General features: G+C 30.0%; 15 protein-coding genes. 7 read left to right on the plus strand and 8 right to left on the minus strand.

Features of this window, described 5'->3' with window-relative positions:
- Positions 1–98 precede the first annotated feature (98 nt).
- Complete coding sequence (locus CLCHR_RS04305; protein WP_079438461.1) at positions 99–1,853, plus strand: phosphoenolpyruvate carboxykinase (ATP); 1,755 nt, start codon at positions 99–101, stop codon at positions 1,851–1,853.
- Positions 1,854–1,902: 49 nt separating this feature from the next.
- On the opposite strand, the gene CLCHR_RS04310 is transcribed toward CLCHR_RS04305, so the two are convergent.
- The 3 genes from CLCHR_RS04310 to CLCHR_RS04320 all read right to left on the minus strand — a co-directional run bounded on the left by CLCHR_RS04310 (position 1,903) and on the right by CLCHR_RS04320 (position 3,813).
- Positions 1,903–2,664 carry a putative ABC transporter permease gene (locus tag CLCHR_RS04310; protein WP_079438462.1) on the minus strand — a complete coding sequence of 254 codons (762 nt, stop codon included), beginning with the start codon at positions 2,662–2,664 and terminating at the stop codon, positions 1,903–1,905.
- Positions 2,665–2,938: 274 nt separating this feature from the next.
- Positions 2,939–3,145 carry a DUF378 domain-containing protein gene (locus CLCHR_RS04315; RefSeq protein ID WP_079438463.1) on the minus strand — a complete coding sequence of 69 codons (207 nt, stop codon included), beginning with the start codon at positions 3,143–3,145 and terminating at the stop codon, positions 2,939–2,941.
- A 200-nt stretch (positions 3,146–3,345) separates the two neighbouring features.
- Entirely contained in the window at positions 3,346–3,813 is a 468-nt protein-coding gene (locus tag CLCHR_RS04320) for an Lrp/AsnC ligand binding domain-containing protein (RefSeq protein ID WP_079438464.1), read from the minus strand.
- 247 nt (positions 3,814–4,060) lie between these two features.
- On the opposite strand from CLCHR_RS04320, the gene CLCHR_RS04325 reads away from it, so the two are divergent.
- Positions 4,061–4,381, plus strand: a complete 321-nt coding sequence (locus CLCHR_RS04325; RefSeq protein ID WP_079438465.1) for a hypothetical protein — start codon at positions 4,061–4,063, stop codon at positions 4,379–4,381.
- Positions 4,382–5,084: 703 nt separating this feature from the next.
- Positions 5,085–5,216, plus strand: coding sequence for a hypothetical protein (locus CLCHR_RS25410; protein WP_278336982.1), 132 nt, complete (start codon positions 5,085–5,087; stop codon positions 5,214–5,216).
- Between the two features lie 89 nt (positions 5,217–5,305).
- On the opposite strand, the gene CLCHR_RS04330 is transcribed toward CLCHR_RS25410, so the two are convergent.
- Positions 5,306–6,310, minus strand: a complete 1,005-nt coding sequence (locus CLCHR_RS04330) for a CehA/McbA family metallohydrolase (protein ID WP_079438466.1) — start codon at positions 6,308–6,310, stop codon at positions 5,306–5,308.
- A gap of 115 nt (positions 6,311–6,425) precedes the next feature.
- Here CLCHR_RS04330 and CLCHR_RS04335 point away from each other — a divergent pair, with 115 nt between their 5' ends.
- Both CLCHR_RS04335 and CLCHR_RS04340 read left to right on the plus strand, forming a co-directional pair.
- A complete protein-coding gene (locus CLCHR_RS04335; RefSeq protein WP_079438467.1) occupies positions 6,426–6,926 on the plus strand; it encodes a gamma carbonic anhydrase family protein in 501 nt (166 codons plus the stop codon).
- Positions 6,927–6,957: 31 nt separating this feature from the next.
- Complete coding sequence (locus CLCHR_RS04340) at positions 6,958–7,794, plus strand: CvfB family protein (protein WP_079438468.1); 837 nt, start codon at positions 6,958–6,960, stop codon at positions 7,792–7,794.
- A gap of 224 nt (positions 7,795–8,018) precedes the next feature.
- Here CLCHR_RS04340 and CLCHR_RS04345 read toward each other — a convergent pair whose 3' ends face one another.
- Positions 8,019–9,434 (minus strand): spore germination protein, encoded by a 1,416-nt coding sequence (locus CLCHR_RS04345; protein ID WP_079438469.1) that lies wholly within the window; start codon positions 9,432–9,434, stop codon positions 8,019–8,021.
- Positions 9,435–9,911: 477 nt separating this feature from the next.
- Between CLCHR_RS04345 and asnB the strand changes: the two genes are divergently transcribed.
- A complete protein-coding gene (gene asnB / locus CLCHR_RS04350; RefSeq protein ID WP_079438470.1) occupies positions 9,912–11,756 on the plus strand; it encodes an asparagine synthase (glutamine-hydrolyzing) in 1,845 nt (614 codons plus the stop codon).
- 529 nt (positions 11,757–12,285) lie between these two features.
- Here the strand turns inward: asnB and CLCHR_RS04355 are convergent.
- Together CLCHR_RS04355 and CLCHR_RS04360 are read right to left on the minus strand one after the other, a co-directional pair.
- The gene (locus CLCHR_RS04355; RefSeq protein WP_079438471.1) at positions 12,286–12,588 is read right to left on the minus strand and encodes a hypothetical protein; all 303 of its coding nucleotides are present in this window, start codon (positions 12,586–12,588) and stop codon (positions 12,286–12,288) included.
- 152 nt (positions 12,589–12,740) lie between these two features.
- Entirely contained in the window at positions 12,741–15,350 is a 2,610-nt protein-coding gene (locus CLCHR_RS04360; RefSeq protein WP_079438472.1) for a calcium-translocating P-type ATPase, PMCA-type, read from the minus strand.
- Positions 15,351–15,643: 293 nt separating this feature from the next.
- Between CLCHR_RS04360 and CLCHR_RS04365 the strand changes: the two genes are divergently transcribed.
- Positions 15,644–16,063, plus strand: coding sequence for a YaaR family protein (locus CLCHR_RS04365; protein WP_079438473.1), 420 nt, complete (start codon positions 15,644–15,646; stop codon positions 16,061–16,063).
- Between the two features lie 231 nt (positions 16,064–16,294).
- Here CLCHR_RS04365 and CLCHR_RS24690 read toward each other — a convergent pair whose 3' ends face one another.
- A complete protein-coding gene (locus CLCHR_RS24690; RefSeq protein WP_169896761.1) occupies positions 16,295–16,471 on the minus strand; it encodes a hypothetical protein in 177 nt (58 codons plus the stop codon).
- Positions 16,472–16,492: the final 21 nt, after the last annotated feature.

The following is a 16,492-nucleotide window of genomic DNA, read 5'->3' on the forward strand; positions in this document are numbered from 1 at the left end:
GAATATTGCAAAAAGTATGGTATAATTATTTTAATGTGCGGAATTTTAAAAGAAAAATGCAATATTCAAACTAGCAAGCATTCAAAAGGGGGAGAAAAATGAAAAAAGAATTTTCAATGAGTAATGACAAAGTAATGATAAACTTCACGGCGAAGTATTGTAATACTTTTGAATCAGTACTAGAAAGTGATGGATTTAGACGAATTTTAGAAGTTTATTTAAGAAGGTCAAAAAAGAAAAATTCATTATCGTATAGGTATTTTAATAATACATTAGATACAGATAGTCTAATTGATATAAGAAGAGATTTAACTCAGATAATTAAATATTTAACTCTTATGACTGTAGAAGAAATAGTAGAAATAAGTACTTCTTATGCTAAATTGTTAGAAGATAGAGATAAGTTTATAGCATTTATAGAAGACCTTTATCTATTTTGGAGAAGACTTGAAAGATATACTATAGTTCATAGATATAAAGTTCAAGAAGGTCTTGCAGCGGTGAGTTTTACTGAAGCAAATGCTAATTTTTCTACGCTTATTTTAAAATTGTATAGAAAAATTGAAATTCACGTTGTAGGATATCAACCAAAAGTTTATAGACAAATACCGGCAGGGGGAAATGCTTGTATAATGATTCATGAAATGGAATGGGTAAGACCAAATGGCTATGAGTTATTAGAAGAAGTTCCATTTATAGATCATATTCTTCTAGAAACACCTTTTATTACTTATCCTAAAAAGAACACAAGAGATGGAATGTTTAGTGAAATTAAATACAATCCTCTAAAATACGCTCAAATAAATAAAGAACACTGGTTCTGTTATCCAGCTAAGATAGGAGGATTACTAACGTTTATATACTTCCATAGAGATTTTATGGAACATGGAATAACTTTATGTAATTTGTTTGAAATGGCAAGAAGTGAAGAAACTAGAGGCAGAAAACCAGATATAATCTATGTATTTGGCGCAAAAGATGATGATGAAGAACTAAAAACCGTATTTTTCGATGATGCTGAAAATGATATAATGCTTGGTTATGTAAATCATTCTGAAAAGATTGATTATTTTGGCTATATAAAGAAGATGACGTTAACTTTGTATAATTTACTCATGATAAAGAGAGGATTCCTACCAATACATGGATCGATGGTAAACATCGTATTAAAAAGTGGCGATGAAGCAAATGTTGTTATTATGGGAGATAGTGGTGCAGGAAAATCTGAAAGTTTAGAAGCCTTTAGAGGATTAAGTGAGGACTATATCTCAGACATGACTATTATCTTTGATGATATGGGTACGTTTAAAATGGAGGATGATAAAATTATAGGATATGGAACTGAAATAGGCGCATTTGTCAGACTAGATGATTTGGATCAAGGATATGCATTTAAAGAAATGGATAGAAGCATATTTATGAACCCTGATAAAGTTAATGCGAGACTTGTTGTGCCTGTTGCATCATATAAAGAAATAATGAAAGGGCATGCTGTAGATTTCTTCTTCTATGCTAATAATTATGATAGTGTGAAAGATGGTGAAAAGTATTTAAATTACTTTGAAACGCCTGAGGATGCTATAAAGGTATTTAAGGCAGGCGCTAGAATGGCTAAAGGAACAACTACTGAAAAAGGACTAGTAGAATCCTTCTTTGCTAATCCATTTGGACCAGCTCAAAAGCAGGAAGAAACTAATATTCTTATAGAAAAGTATTTTGATAAAATGTTTGAAAGTGGACAAGTTAAGGTTGGACAAATTAGAACATGTTTAGGTGTAAAAGGACAAGAAAAAGAAGGCCCAAGAAATGCTGCTATTGAATTATTTGATGAAATAAGAAAAATTAATAAATAAGTACTTAATATTAAATAATATAAAAAAGGATTAAGGTGGTTTTGCACCCTTAATCCTTTTTAAATTTATCTTTTATGGATTTAAATATACTATTTAATTGTTTATATGAACGATTTGAGATGCTATACCTAGAATTATTTTTATTAATGGTGAATTTAAACTTCCCCAATAAGGATTCAAAGGTTCTAAATTTGTCAGCAGCCTTTTCCTTTGTAAAACTAAATAACATGCTAGGTTTATCAGTCAAAAAATTAACAGGTACAAACTGAAATGCATAGGACATTTTATCAAATTGTATAAGTGAAATTATAGTTAAACAAAAATCGATTATAAAATAAATTATAATAGCAGAAATAAATATTTCACCTAATGTTTTTGGTATATTTACAATTAAATCATTAACGAGTGGATGAACTACTTTAATTATTGCAACTTCGCCTACGCCCCAAAGCAACGAGTAAAGTAAGCAGATTCTACCATGTAAATTAAATGGATCATCGGTATAGTCCCACCATTTGGTTTTAAAGGTCTTTTCTAATATAAATCCCGTAATATATTCTAAAACTGATGTGAAAAAAGAAGCTAGTAAGAATAGTATAAATACATTATTTTTATAGCTGTCAAGGAATATTACAAGAAATAAGACGCCAAAGCCGTATATCGGGCAAAATGGACCATGTAGAAAGCCTCTATTAACAAATCTACGTTCATTTTTAAAATAATATACAACCTCAAGGCACCATCCAGCGAGAGAATAGAGTGTAAAGAAATATATTAAATTATATAAATTTAGATTTAATATCGTGCGCAAATAAAAACCAACCTCCTATTAAATATTTGAGTAACGAAGTTTATTTTATTATATATCAAAAGGTAGTCAGAGAATATTAATTTTACATTAAAAATTTCTTACTAGATCTTAAAGAATTAATTGTAAATTTTGTTACAAACTAATACACATTTTTAATCCAAAATTCATGCTAATAATAATATTTAGATAATTTATTATACAAAATAAAAAATATTCTCTTATTTTGTCAGAGAATATTTTAAATATAAATATTCTAAATATTTATAAAGATATTTTATCTAGTTGAAGTAGATCTATCTCTAAGTAAAAGAGAAATAGAGAATAGACTAGCAATTCCAATTAAACAGTAAATAACTCTGGTCATTGCTGAAAATGTTCCAAATAGAACACTAACTATGTTAAATTCAAAGAGACCAACTAAGCCCCAATTTATACCACCAATAATTACTAGTATAAGTGAAATTGTATTTAATGTTTTCATAAAAACACACTCCTTATTATAATATAAACATAGTATGTATTAGAAAATGTGTTTTTATGCTATATTTAAGAAAATTTTATCCGATAGCTAGCATCCGTAACACTCCCTCTTCTTCAAGTGGGAGTGTTACGGATGCTAGCTCCTGGATAAGTTCAACTAAATTCAGGTGGAGTATAAAACTCCACCTGAAAAGTTTCACTTTATAAAGATATATTTCTATCTATAGGTTGAGATAAGGATACAAAAGTATCAGTTCTTTGAATACCATCAATATTATTTATTTTATTAAGCAATACATCTTGTAAGTCTGTAATATTAGTACACACAATCTTAGCAAACATCGAGTAGTTACCAGTAGTTAAGTGTAATTCTACAACTTCTTTTATAGTCGACATTTTATCAAATACAGCACTAAAAGAAGAAGTTTTATCAACATATATTCCAACAAAACAGCATACATCATATCCTAGCTTAGGAAGATCTAATATTATTCTAGATCCTTTTATTATTCCCATGTCTTCCATCTTTTTCATTCTTACATGGATAGTTCCTCCACTAACGTGACATATTCTAGCAATTTCTAAGTAAGGGGTCCTGCAATCTTTAATTAGTAAGTCAAGTATTTGTAAATCTAATTCATCTAAATGGGTATTAGAAATTAAAGTCATGTTATCACCTCATAATATTCATTAATGTACTTTTTTTATTTTATCAAATTTATACGCAAATTTAAAGAAAAAACTATAAAATTAATAAAATACTTTTATTTTATTAATATTTTCGTAAAATTTGCTACTATTTCATGGAAATAAAAAATTTTATATTTAAAATGATATAAAAGGAATGCTTGATAATAATTTGTAGATAAATTATCATTAACTATATAGACTTTTTTGGAGGAGGAGATTTAAGTAGATGAACATTTTGATGACGATTTTAATATTTTTAGTAACGTTACTTATTATAGGAGCAGCTTTTTTAATATGTAGAAAATATATATTTAGTAGAGTACATATAAATAAGTGGATTCCATTATCAATAGCAATAGCATTATTTATAATTCAGATGTTTGTAGACAAGACCAATATATATCTTACAAGCGGATTATCAATTGTCACAGTACTATTTTTCTTATGGTTTATGCATATTACGCAAACAAGAGGACCTAAGAACAAAGGTAAACAAATAGTTATAAAACCAAAGGCGAAACCAAATAGAGTAAAGAAAAATAAATAATCTCAAAGTTATGCAAAGTATAGATAACAAATATGTAACTTAGAGTTATGTGATCACGCGCCGAAAGAGATGGTGCTCTGTTACTCGGTTTCTAGAGAAATTGGCTGTGGAAAGATGAAACTCGACTCACATTCGTTCGCTGAGTAAGTTCGAGTAACCAAATACAAGATTTGGACTCTCACTTAACAGTAGAAGTTGTACCCAGTTATGCATGCTCCTTTGGCAAGCAAATGACAAGCACAACTGGAACAACTTTTACTGAAGAAATCTCACAGCCAATTTCTCAATGAAACACTGCGTAAAAGAGCACCATCTCTTTCTGTGGTGGTATATATTTCAAAGCATAAATCAAATTAATAATTGCTTTATCTATAGAGGGTTCCACAATGAGGACTTAAAGTTTGCTCCAACTAGAAATTGGGTACATGTTTGTAACCTCAAGGGTCATAATATGAAATAGGCATTTGAAAATAGGCTGATTAAGCTCTTAATGGCTGGTTGTGCCATATACTGCTTGTCACAATGAAAGTGGGAGCATGCAGAAATGGTGCAACCAGATATTTAGAACCTTTCAGCTTATCTTGATGGTCCTATGGAATAAACATGTATTTAATCTCGGTGAGTATGTACATAAGTCTAAGTTACGTGTTATTTACCTATGATTTAAAGCATATTCCACGCCAGAAAGAAAAGGAACTCTGTTGTGGAATGTTTCGTTGATAATATTATTGTAGGTATTTCTTCAGCAGAAGTTGTTCCATTTTTGCTTGTCATTAGCTTGTCTAAGGAACATGCAGAAATGGGTACAACTTCTGCTGGTAGAAATCCACAATAATATTATCTAGAAACTGGAACAACTGAGTACCTTTTCTTTCGGCTTGCTATACCTATAACTATAAGTTTCACTGTGGATATCAACATAGTCTAGTTTCTAAAGATAGGGGAACTTATTGCGATTTTACCATTATCTAATACAATTTTGACTACATACCATAATTCATTTTCAGGAGCTTCATGATTATATAAATATTTAACTTTATTAAGATTTAAGTCGGTTATTTTTTTTACTACAACTCCACCAGAAGATAAAATATCAATTTCGGATATTTTATGAGATGGGTCATGAGCAAAAATTGAAAACTGTAGATTAGTATCATTTAAAGATAGAACATCGCCCATGAAATCATTATTTATCGTAAAGTACATGGTTAGGGTCCTGGATTCGGTAGAGAATGTGCGGCGATTTCTAAACGCATCTATTAGTGAAGTATTTGTGAGTTCATCGGTAATTATGCAGGTTAAGTTTTCATCATCACCGAAATTTAATCTATGATTATCTTGACCATTTATAGCGCCTAATTTCCATTTCTTATCGAGTAGGTAGTAATAATATTTTTCATATCTTTGATACTTATTAGGAGAGGAACCATTTCCAACTTCTATTGATGTAATTAATTTATTTAAAATTGGATTATACTCAAGATATTCTATAGATTTATGTGGGTGATTAATTGAAATAAATGCATTGGGATTATTAAGCATCCAGAGAACTAATAATTGCAGATTGTTTACTGAACCTGTAAAAAATCTGTTTGAGTTTATTATGTTTATATCTCCGTAAGGCTCGGTTTTACTTTCAAAGCCTATTAACGCTAAAAAATTTTCGTGTTTTTTATTATAGCGTGCAGCTATATATTTAGCTGTATCCCATTTGCTTAATTCGGTGTTTTTTATATGAATAGTTTTTGTCAAATAATTATTATGATCAGTTAAAATTAAAAAATCAAGCCCATTATGCCTTGCGTAATCAAATGCCTCAATAGGTGTGCCACGTCCAGTTGAAAAGCCACTGTGAGCATGAGGGATACCATAGTAGAAATGGAGATCATCTATATTAAAGTTGTTTTTAGGTGACTTTCTTTTACCCAATATCATTACCTCTAAAAATTATTTATAATATATATTATTAGATAAGCAATTAAAATAATGACAATAACCTGAAACTAATGATAAAATAACTTTAGATTTAGTGAGGTGAGAATTAATGATTAAAAATTTTAAGAGTAAAAAGCCGAACTTGGATAATGAGTTATATATTGCGGAAACAGCAGTAGTTATTGGAGATGTAACTCTTAAAAGGAATACTAATATATGGTTTGGTGCAGTCCTTAGAGGTGATGATGAACCTATAACTATAGGAGAAAATACAAATATTCAAGAAAACTGTGTAGTACATGTTGATCATGGAAATAATGTAGTTATTGGGGATGGGTGCACTATAGGTCATGGTGCAATAATACATGGATGCAGTCTTAAAAATAATGTGCTAGTTGGAATGGGAGCAATAATTTTAAATGGCGCTAAAATTGGTAATAATACTATTATAGGTGCAGGGAGTTTAGTTACTCAAAATAAGGAATTTGAAGATGGAGTTTTAATTCTTGGTAATCCTGCAAAAGTAATAAGAAAATTATCAGAGGAAGAAATAGAAAAAATTAGAGAATCAGCCTTACATTATGTAGAGATAAGTAAGGAATTTAAATGAAATTCGTTAAAATTGATGGAGGAATAACTATATGATAACAATTGGAGAATACAATAAACTAAAAGTAAGTAAGAAAGTAGATTTTGGATATTATCTTGAGGATAATTTTGGAGATGAAGTTTTACTGCCAAATAGTGCAGCAAAAGGTAATGAAATAAAAGAAGGCGATAATTTAGAAGTATTTATTTATAGAGATTCAAAAGACAGATTAATTTCAACTTTAAAAAAGCCATTATTAACAGTGGGACAAATAGGTTATTTAGAGGTTGTAAGTCAAAATAATATTGGAGCATTCGTAAATTTTGGCCTTGAGAGGGATTTGTTTGTACCATTAAAGGAACAAGGTTATAAACTTAAAGAAGGTAAGAAATACTTGTTTTACATGTATGTAGATAAGACTGATAGATTAGCAGCAACGACTAGAATACATCCATATCTAGATTTAGCTGAGGAAGGAAAATATAAAGTTTCAGATGAAGTGGATGTAATAGTTTATGAAACTAATGAAAATGGGACTTTAAATGTAGCAGTAGATGGGGAATATAGAGGACTAATTCTAGCAACTGAGCATTTTGATTTTATCTATCCAGGACAACAAATAAAAGCAAGAGTTAAGAGAATTTATGAAGATGGAACTATTGGGATAACAACAAGAAAGAGAAGATTAGAAGCAAGAAGTGAATTGAGCGAAACAATACTTAAATATTTGAAAGAAAATGGAGGATTTATGCCATATAATGATAAATCTGCTCCAGAAGATATAAAGAAAGAATTTAATACAAGTAAAAATTACTTCAAGATGACATTGGGTGGATTAATGAAAGAAAAACTAATTACACAAGATAAAGAAGGAACTAGACTTTTATAAATCTATAATAATAAATTGAAATATTGATAGTGTCATATGTTATTTTAGAAACTAAAATAATAATAAATATTAAAATAGGCTGGGTATTGTATTACCCAGCCTATTTTAATATTTATTATTAAAGACGTCTTCATATTAGTAAATATAATATTATCTTAATTGATAATTGTCAATATAATTCCAGAAAAAATAAGTTTTTATATAGAATTACTGTATTATATATTTTATTGAACGTCGTTTGATATCCTTGTTCTAAATAATAAGTTCTTAAGTTTTTTCCAATTGAACGGTATTAAAGGATAGAAGTATTTTTCACCAGCTATTGTTTTAGTGCTTGCCATAACTGCGACAATAAATATAATTCCAAATACAAATCCCCAGAACTTAAAGATACCTGCAAGCAACAATAAAAGCATTCTTGCAAATTTCAGAGCAAAATTCATTTCAATGCTTGGCTGAGTAAAATCTCCAATGGTTACTATGGACATGTATAAAATAGATTGAGGAATAAACCAACCAGTTTTTATTGCATATTCACCAAGAATTAAACCTCCGATTAAAGACATTGCACTTCCAAGTGGGCTGGGTGTATTTAAACCAGCTAGTTTTAGAACGTCTACAGCAAATTCCAAAAGAATAAATTGCAGCAATAGGGGTAAAGCAAATTCATCCTGAGGCTTTATAAAATCAAAATAACTTGGTATAGGAATATTTCCGTTTACAATAAGCAAATAAATAGGTGTCATCAATATTGTTGCTAGTAGTACTAAATTTCTAACGAACCTTAAATAGTTTCCAGTAAACAGAGGAAAATAATAATCATTTACGTCTTGTAAAAAATCAAAGATTCCAGTTGGAAGCATTATTATATTTGGAGAATTATCTACAAACACAATAATTTTACCTTCAACTATGTGAGCAGCAGCTACATCAGGTCTCTCTGTAAATCTTACTTTTGGAAATGGATTAAGCCAATTTTTCTTGCTTATAACATCAACTAGACTTTGATCGGCAAGAGTTAAGGCTTTTATGTTTATGTTTGATAAACTATCAACTATTTGCTTGTGTAATTTCTCGTCTGCAACACCATCAATATAAGCTAAGCAGACGTTTGTTTTAGATACACTGCCAACTGAATGCATTTCAAAAACTAATTTTGGATCTCTAATTCTTCTTCTAACTAAAGCCGTATTAAATACCAATTTCTCGGCAAATGCTTCTCTTCCACCCCTTAAAGTTTTTTCCTTTTCAGGATCAGATGTATCTTTTCCAGGGTAAGTACGTAAATCTAAAAGTATAAAAGCATCATAACCGCTTAAATAAAGTATTGTTTGGCCAGTTAATAGTGTATCTATAATTTTGTTTAAATCATTCTGTTTTTCAACAGATATGTGGTGAATTTCATTATTCATAAAATCTTCAATTGTAGGATAAGAATTCATAGTTTCAGGGGAAACTTTAAAGAATGATTTTAATATATCCTCCATAATCTGATCTTTGACGAAACCATTCACGAAATATAATACAGCATCTCGTCCGCCTATTTTTAATTTTCTTTCGGTAATATCGTAAGTTTTATCTATTGATAAATTAGCATGAATTAAATCAATATTTTGTTGGAAGTTGTTTGTGACATTCAAATTATCTTACCTTCTCTCTATAATGAAATATTACATATCTAGTATGTGATATATATAAAATAGTATTCATAGTTTATTCTTTTAACTATGGAAGATATAGTTAGAGGGGAAATCATATAATTTATGTAAGTGATGTATTATAAAAAAGGAATTATAGGCTCGAATATTAAAAAAATTAAGTGTAGTGCTTTTTAATATGTGAGAAGTTTCTTGTTGAGATTAATAATTTCCTAATTGTGCTAGCGTCTATTTTGAAGTCAAAATGATCTTGGTTGCGCTTAGCGCTCTTTTCATAGGTGGAATGAATTTAATTGCGCTTCGCGCTCTTTTCAAAGGTGCGTACTTTTTCAATATGTGAAAAGATCTTAATTGTGCTATCGCACTTTTTTAATATGTGAAAAGTTCTCAATTGTGCTGACGCACTTTTTCAATATGTGCATATTTTAGTAATATAAAAACTATTAGAAGGTGAAATGAATGTGCGGTATTGCTGGATTAGTTAATTTTAAAGAGAATATAGTACAAGATAAAGATATATTAAATAATATGATAAAGACATTAGAAAAGAGAGGTCCAGATGCTAAAGGATATTATATTTCTCCTAATGTTCTACTGGGGCATAGAAGATTAATTGTAGTAGATCCTAAAGGTGGATTGCAACCAATGACAAAAGTATTTCAGGGAAAAAAATATACATTGGTATATAATGGAGAATTATATAATACTGAGGATTTAAGAAAAGAATTAAAAAGTCAAGGATTTACATTTGATTCTTATTCAGATACTGAGGTATTACTTACATCATATATCTATTGGGGGAAAGATTGTGTTAACAAATTAATAGGGATTTTTGCTTTTGGAGTTTTTGATGAAGATAAAAGAGAAGTATTTTTAGCAAGAGATCAAATGGGGGTTAAACCTTTATTCTATACTGTGCATAACAATACTTTAGTATTTGGTTCAGAAATAAAAACTATTTTTGCGAATCCAAGAATTAAAAGAGAAGTTGATATAGAAGGCTTAACAGAAATTTTTGGACTTGGACCAGCTACAATACCAGGAAGTGGAGTGTTTAAAAATATAAAAGAAGTTGCACCAGCAAATTGTCTACTGATTTCAGGTGATGGAGAAATTAAAACATGGGAATACTGGACAGTTGAGGCGAGGGAATGCAAAGAAACTCCAGAGGAAGCGATTGTTCATGCAAGAGAATTGTTAATAGATGCAGTAAAAAGGCAATTGGTTGGAGATGTACCACTTTGTACATTTTTATCTGGTGGATTAGACTCGTCAATTATTTCTGTAATAGCAGCAGAGGAATTTAGAAAGAAAGGCAAGAAACTTACCACTTATTCTATTAATTATGAAGATAATGAAAAGTATTTTAAGCCTTCATTATTCCAACCTACATCAGATGAATATTGGGCTCAAGAAATGTCAAAATTTATTGATAGTAATCACAGAAACGTAGTTTTAAATCATACAGATTTAGCATTAGCTTTGAAAGATGCGGTTATTTCAAGAGATCTACCTGGCATGGCAGATATAGATTCGTCTATGCTTTTATTTTGCAAAGAAATACGTAAGGATTTTGTAGTTGGACTAACTGGAGAGTGTGCTGACGAAATTTTTGGTGGATATCCTTGGTTCACAAGAGATGAAATGTTTTATTTAGATACTTTTCCATGGTCAAGATTTGTTAATGATAGAAAGGCTATAGTTAATAAGAGTCTGAAGAATATGCCATTAGAGGAATTGGTTAAAGCTCAATATCAAAAATCATTAAGTAAAGTCCCTCATATAGATGGTGAAAGTAAGAGGGATTATAGAATGAGGGAAGTATCTTATCTAAACTTAAAATGGTTTATGGTACAGCTTCTTACTAGGAAAGACAGGGTTAGTATGTATAATGGTCTAGAAGCAAGAGTTCCATTTGCTGATATCAGATTAGTAGATTATGCTTTTAATTTGCCAGCAGATATAAAATTATATAAGGGAAGAGAAAAGGGATTATTAAGAGCAGCGTTTGAAGGAATGTTACCAAATGATATTATTTATAGAAAAAAGAGCCCATATCCTAAGACCCATAATCCAGTCTATACAGATATAGTATGTAAAATGATAACTGATATATTAGATAAAAAATCTTCTCCGATCCATGATATTATCGATGAAAAAGTTGTTAGGGAAGTTATTGATACAAAGGGAGATTCATATAAAGCTCCATGGTATGGTCAACTAATGACAGGACCTCAGTTACTAGCTTATTTAGTGCAAGTAAATATCTGGCTAGAAGAATACAACGTAAATATATTAGTTTAGTATATATAGATAAACAGACTGAAATTTAGAATTATGCAATAACTAACCGAAAGAGAAGGTGCTCTGTTACTCGGTTTTTACAGCCAAATTCTCAATGAAACACTGCGTAAAAGAGCACCTTCTCTTTCTGATGTAGTATATATTTCAAAGTAAAAATTGAACTAGTGATTAGTTTATATAGGACTCTTCGGTGAGAGCTAAACTCTTAGCAAGTATTTTCTGAACCTAATTTAGGAATGGGCTGTCTAGGGTAAAATTCAATAATAAAGAGTTTAGAGAATCAACTTATATAAGGAAATATATACCACTCTAGAAAGGGAGAGTACTCTTTTGTGCAGTGTTACATTAGAGAATATGTTGCAGGCATTTCTTCAGTAGAAGTTGTTCCATGTGCGCTTGTCACAATGAATATTGGGAGCATGCGTACATGGTGCAACTTCTACTGATAGAAATCCGCAACATATTCTCTTAGTAACCGAAACAACAGAGTACTCTCCCTTTCGGTTGGTTATGTTATAAATCTAAGTTCTTAATTATATTTGAATTTTACAGATATTTCTTTGATTTCGCCTTTTGAATTCTTTCTAATTGTGAATTGTTTGATATCTTTGAAGTTATTTTCTAATTGATAACTTAATTCTGTTATTGTAGCTTTTGTTTTCTTAGTTAAGCCGCCATCTTCAACAACTTCGAATCTTGATTTTCTACAAGTTGTTTCTTCATTTTGGTCATCAAGAATTACATAATATTCAGAAGCCTCTTCTATAACAACATACTCCTTATTTAAACTTAATGTCGAACACAAATTAGCATCTATACATCTTACTATCATGTTTATTACCTCCTACATCCCTTTTATTAATTAAATTTTACTATAAATGCTATTCGTTTTCAACAAAATTTAGCATTTAGAAAAACTTTTATATAATTCATAAAAAATAGCAAGAAAAATAGTATAATATCATAAGAATTTAGTAAGAATTACTAGCGGTATTTTATAACTTTAAATAATTCATTAAAGATAAACGGCAATAATGATATACAAATAACTAATCCCCAGTCTCTGGCGCTTAAAATAAATACATTAAATACATTAGCAAGGAAAGGAATAATGATAATTAATAATTGAATGCAGATACCTAGTAGTATTGAAGATAATAAGTATTTGTTCTTGAAAACTCCAATGTTAAAAAGAGTTCTTTCTCTATTTCTCATAGAAAGTGAGAAGAATAATTGAGAGAAACTTAAAACTACAAATGCTAAAGTTTGAGCATGAACTAAAGAACCAGGATATAATCTTTCACCAAGGAGAAAAGCAGCTAGAGTTACACCACCAATTAATATACCATTTATTCCAAGGAATAATCCCATATGCTCAGCAAAAAGAGATTCTTTTGGGTCTCTAGGTGGATATTTCATGACACTTGAATCCTTTGGGTCTACTCCAAGAGAAAGCGCAGGAAAACTGTCTGTTATTAAATTTACCCATAAAATATGGATTGGTAATAATGGTGGAGCTAAATTAAATAAAATTGCTATAAATAAAGTAACTATTTCACCTAAGTTACAAGATAATAAAAATATTATAGATTTTCTGATATTTGTGTAAATATTTCGACCTTCTTCTACAGCTGCTACTATGGTAGTAAAGTTATCATCCGTTAAAATCATATCAGCAGCACCTTTTGCTACATCAGTACCTGTAATACCCATAGCAACACCTATATCGGCAGCTTTTAATGATGGCGCATCATTAACACCATCACCAGTCATTGAGACAATGTTTCCATGAGACTTAAATGCTTTTACAATTTTAACTTTGTTTTCGGGAGAAACTCTGGCAAAAACTTTATAATTACTAACTAAATCATTAAATTCATTATCGCTATAGGTATCAATTTCAGCGCCGGTCATACACTGATTTATGTTATTAGCAATTCCAAGTTCACTAGCAATTGCAAAGGCAGTATTTTTGTGGTCTCCCGTTATCATTATCGGAGTTATACCAGCCTGTTTGCATAGAGCAATTGATGGTTTAACTTCTTGTCTTGGCGGGTCTATCATACCCATTAATCCTACAAAAATCAGATCTTTTTCAAGGGCATTTATGCTTATACTTTCATCTTGTATGTCTTTATAACTTAAGCCAAGGACTCTTAAAGCTTCATCAGACATCAAATTTGAAAAGTTAAGTATTTCATCCTTTCTCTCTTGAGTGAAATCAATTATTTTCCCATTTAATAGTATCTTAGTTGAAATTTTAAGTAGATTATCAATTGCTCCTTTTGTGAATACTTTAAAATGCGAATCATATTTATTTACTGTAGTCATTAACTTTCTATCTGAATCAAAAGGAATCTCGTCAATTCTTGAATGGTTTGAAATCAAATCTTCTTTGTATAAATCATATTTAATCCCAGCATCCAATAGAGCTATTTCAGTAGGATCTCCTGTTTTAGTACCGTTTTTTGAAGTAGCATCATTACATAATATCATTCCTTCAAACAGTAATTTAGTATCATCATCATCTAATTTACAGTCATCAATGGAAATAAGATTATTATTTATACAGCACTTTTTTATTGTCATAATATTTAAGGTTAGAGTTCCAGTTTTGTCCGAACATATTATATTAACTGAACCTAGGGTTTCAACTGCAGGAAGCTTCTTAACGATGGAATTTTGTTTTATCATCCTTTGAACACCCATTGCTAAAACTATTGCTACTATAGCTGGAAGCCCCTCTGGAATTGCTGCAACAGCTAAACTTATGGCAGTCAATAGCATTTCAAACCAGTCTCTTCCTTGAAACATAGAAATGATAAATATTAGTACACAAATCCCGACAGCACCAAAACCTAAGAATTTTCCAAGAGATGCTAGCCTTCGTTGAAGAGGCGTTGTATTATCCTCTTCTTTACTTAATAAATCGGCTATCTTGCCTATCTCAGTCTTCATGCCTGTATTTACAACAACACCAGTTCCACGGCCATAGGTAACTAAAGTAGACATAAAAGCCATATTAAACATATCTCCAATAGGGACATTTTCATTTGAAATAGTAATATTGCTATCTTTCTCGGCGGGAACAGATTCACCAGTAAAAGCAGATTCGTCTATCTTTAAGTTAGCACTTTCAATTAATCTTAAATCTGCAGGTAAGTATCTGCCAGCGTCTAGGATAATGATATCACCCACAACTACTTCCTCTGAAGGGATTTCTTTGATAATCCCATCTCTTTTTACAATAGCCTTTGGAGTAGATAATTTTTTCAAGGCTTCTAGGGATTTTTCTGCCTTTGATTCTTGGACTACGCCTATAAGTGCGTTTATTAAAATTACAAGTAATATTACAACAGCATCACTATATTCATGCATAAAAGTTGAAATAATGGCAGCTCCCAAAAGTATATAGATCATAACATCATTTATTTGAGATAAAAAAAGCTGCCAAATGCTCTTTTTCTTTTGAGAAGTTAATTTGTTCTCACCATACTTTTCAAGACGGCTTTTAGCCTCTAATTCTGAGAGACCTGTATTCGGATCGACGTTTAATTCTTTTAAGACTTCTTGTGAGATCATATTAAGCCACATTTATATTATCACTCCATTCAAATATTTAGTATGTACAATATATATATTAGAGTTTTATCCAAATTATATACGTGGAAAAAATGAAGTTGGATATGAAAGAACATATTATAAAATATTGGATTTTAAATTCTGAATACGCATTACATTTAGGATTAAAATATAAGTGGAGAAAAAGACATAACTTTGATATAATTGATTAAGTATATAAATGAATAATTACATATGAGATAATAGGAAATGCAGGTACCTATAATACATTTTTGTATTTGAGTTAAGAAAGGATTGAGTTTGGCATGGAGATTGGGAGAGTAAGAAGAGGTACGGTAACATCTGAAAGAAAAATTGTTTCTGAAAAGAAAGATTTCTCAGGAAGTTTTAACCAAGAAAGACGCAAAAAATCAGAAGAACAACTCAATAAAATGATAGATGATATTAAAAAAAGAGGAAATAGATTAGTAACTACAAAGACTTATGTTGATGTGGTTATGTATAAAAAGATGATAAAAGAATATTTAGAATCAATATTAAAGTTTATGTATGAAACTAAGAAAGACATTAGCTTTTGGCAAACTCAATATTTTATAACTATTGACACTATTGATGCGAAGCTAGAAGAATTAACAAACTCACTTCTTTCAGAAGAAAAACTGAACATAAATATTGCATCAACAATAGATGAAATACAAGGAATGATTGTTGATATATATAGATAAACAATATACAATTTAAATTTATGTGATAACTTACCGAAATTATAAACATTTTTATTCCGAAAAACTATAAAAATATCGATGAAGGTTCTAAGTTGCAGGTTGTATCCACTTTAGCATGCTCCAACTTTCAGTTTGACAAGCTAAAGTGGAACAACCTACAACTAAGAACCTTTAACAGCTCATTTTTAAATGTTTTCTCCATAAAAATGTTTATAATTTCTAGTGAAGATATCAACTTAAAGTTTTAACAAATTTGTAGATATGTTTATCTATAGATAGATATCCAAATGGTGAATTTGATTTATTTTCTATACCAGAAAGCGAAGGTACTCTTTTACGCAGTGTTGCATTGAAAAAAGTAGCTATAGGTATTTCTTCAGTATAAGTTGTTCCAGTTGTGCTTGTCATTAGCTTGTCTAAGGAGCAAGC

It is taken from the genome of Clostridium chromiireducens (assembly GCF_002029255.1).
GTDB lineage: Bacteria > Bacillota > Clostridia > Clostridiales > Clostridiaceae > Clostridium > Clostridium chromiireducens.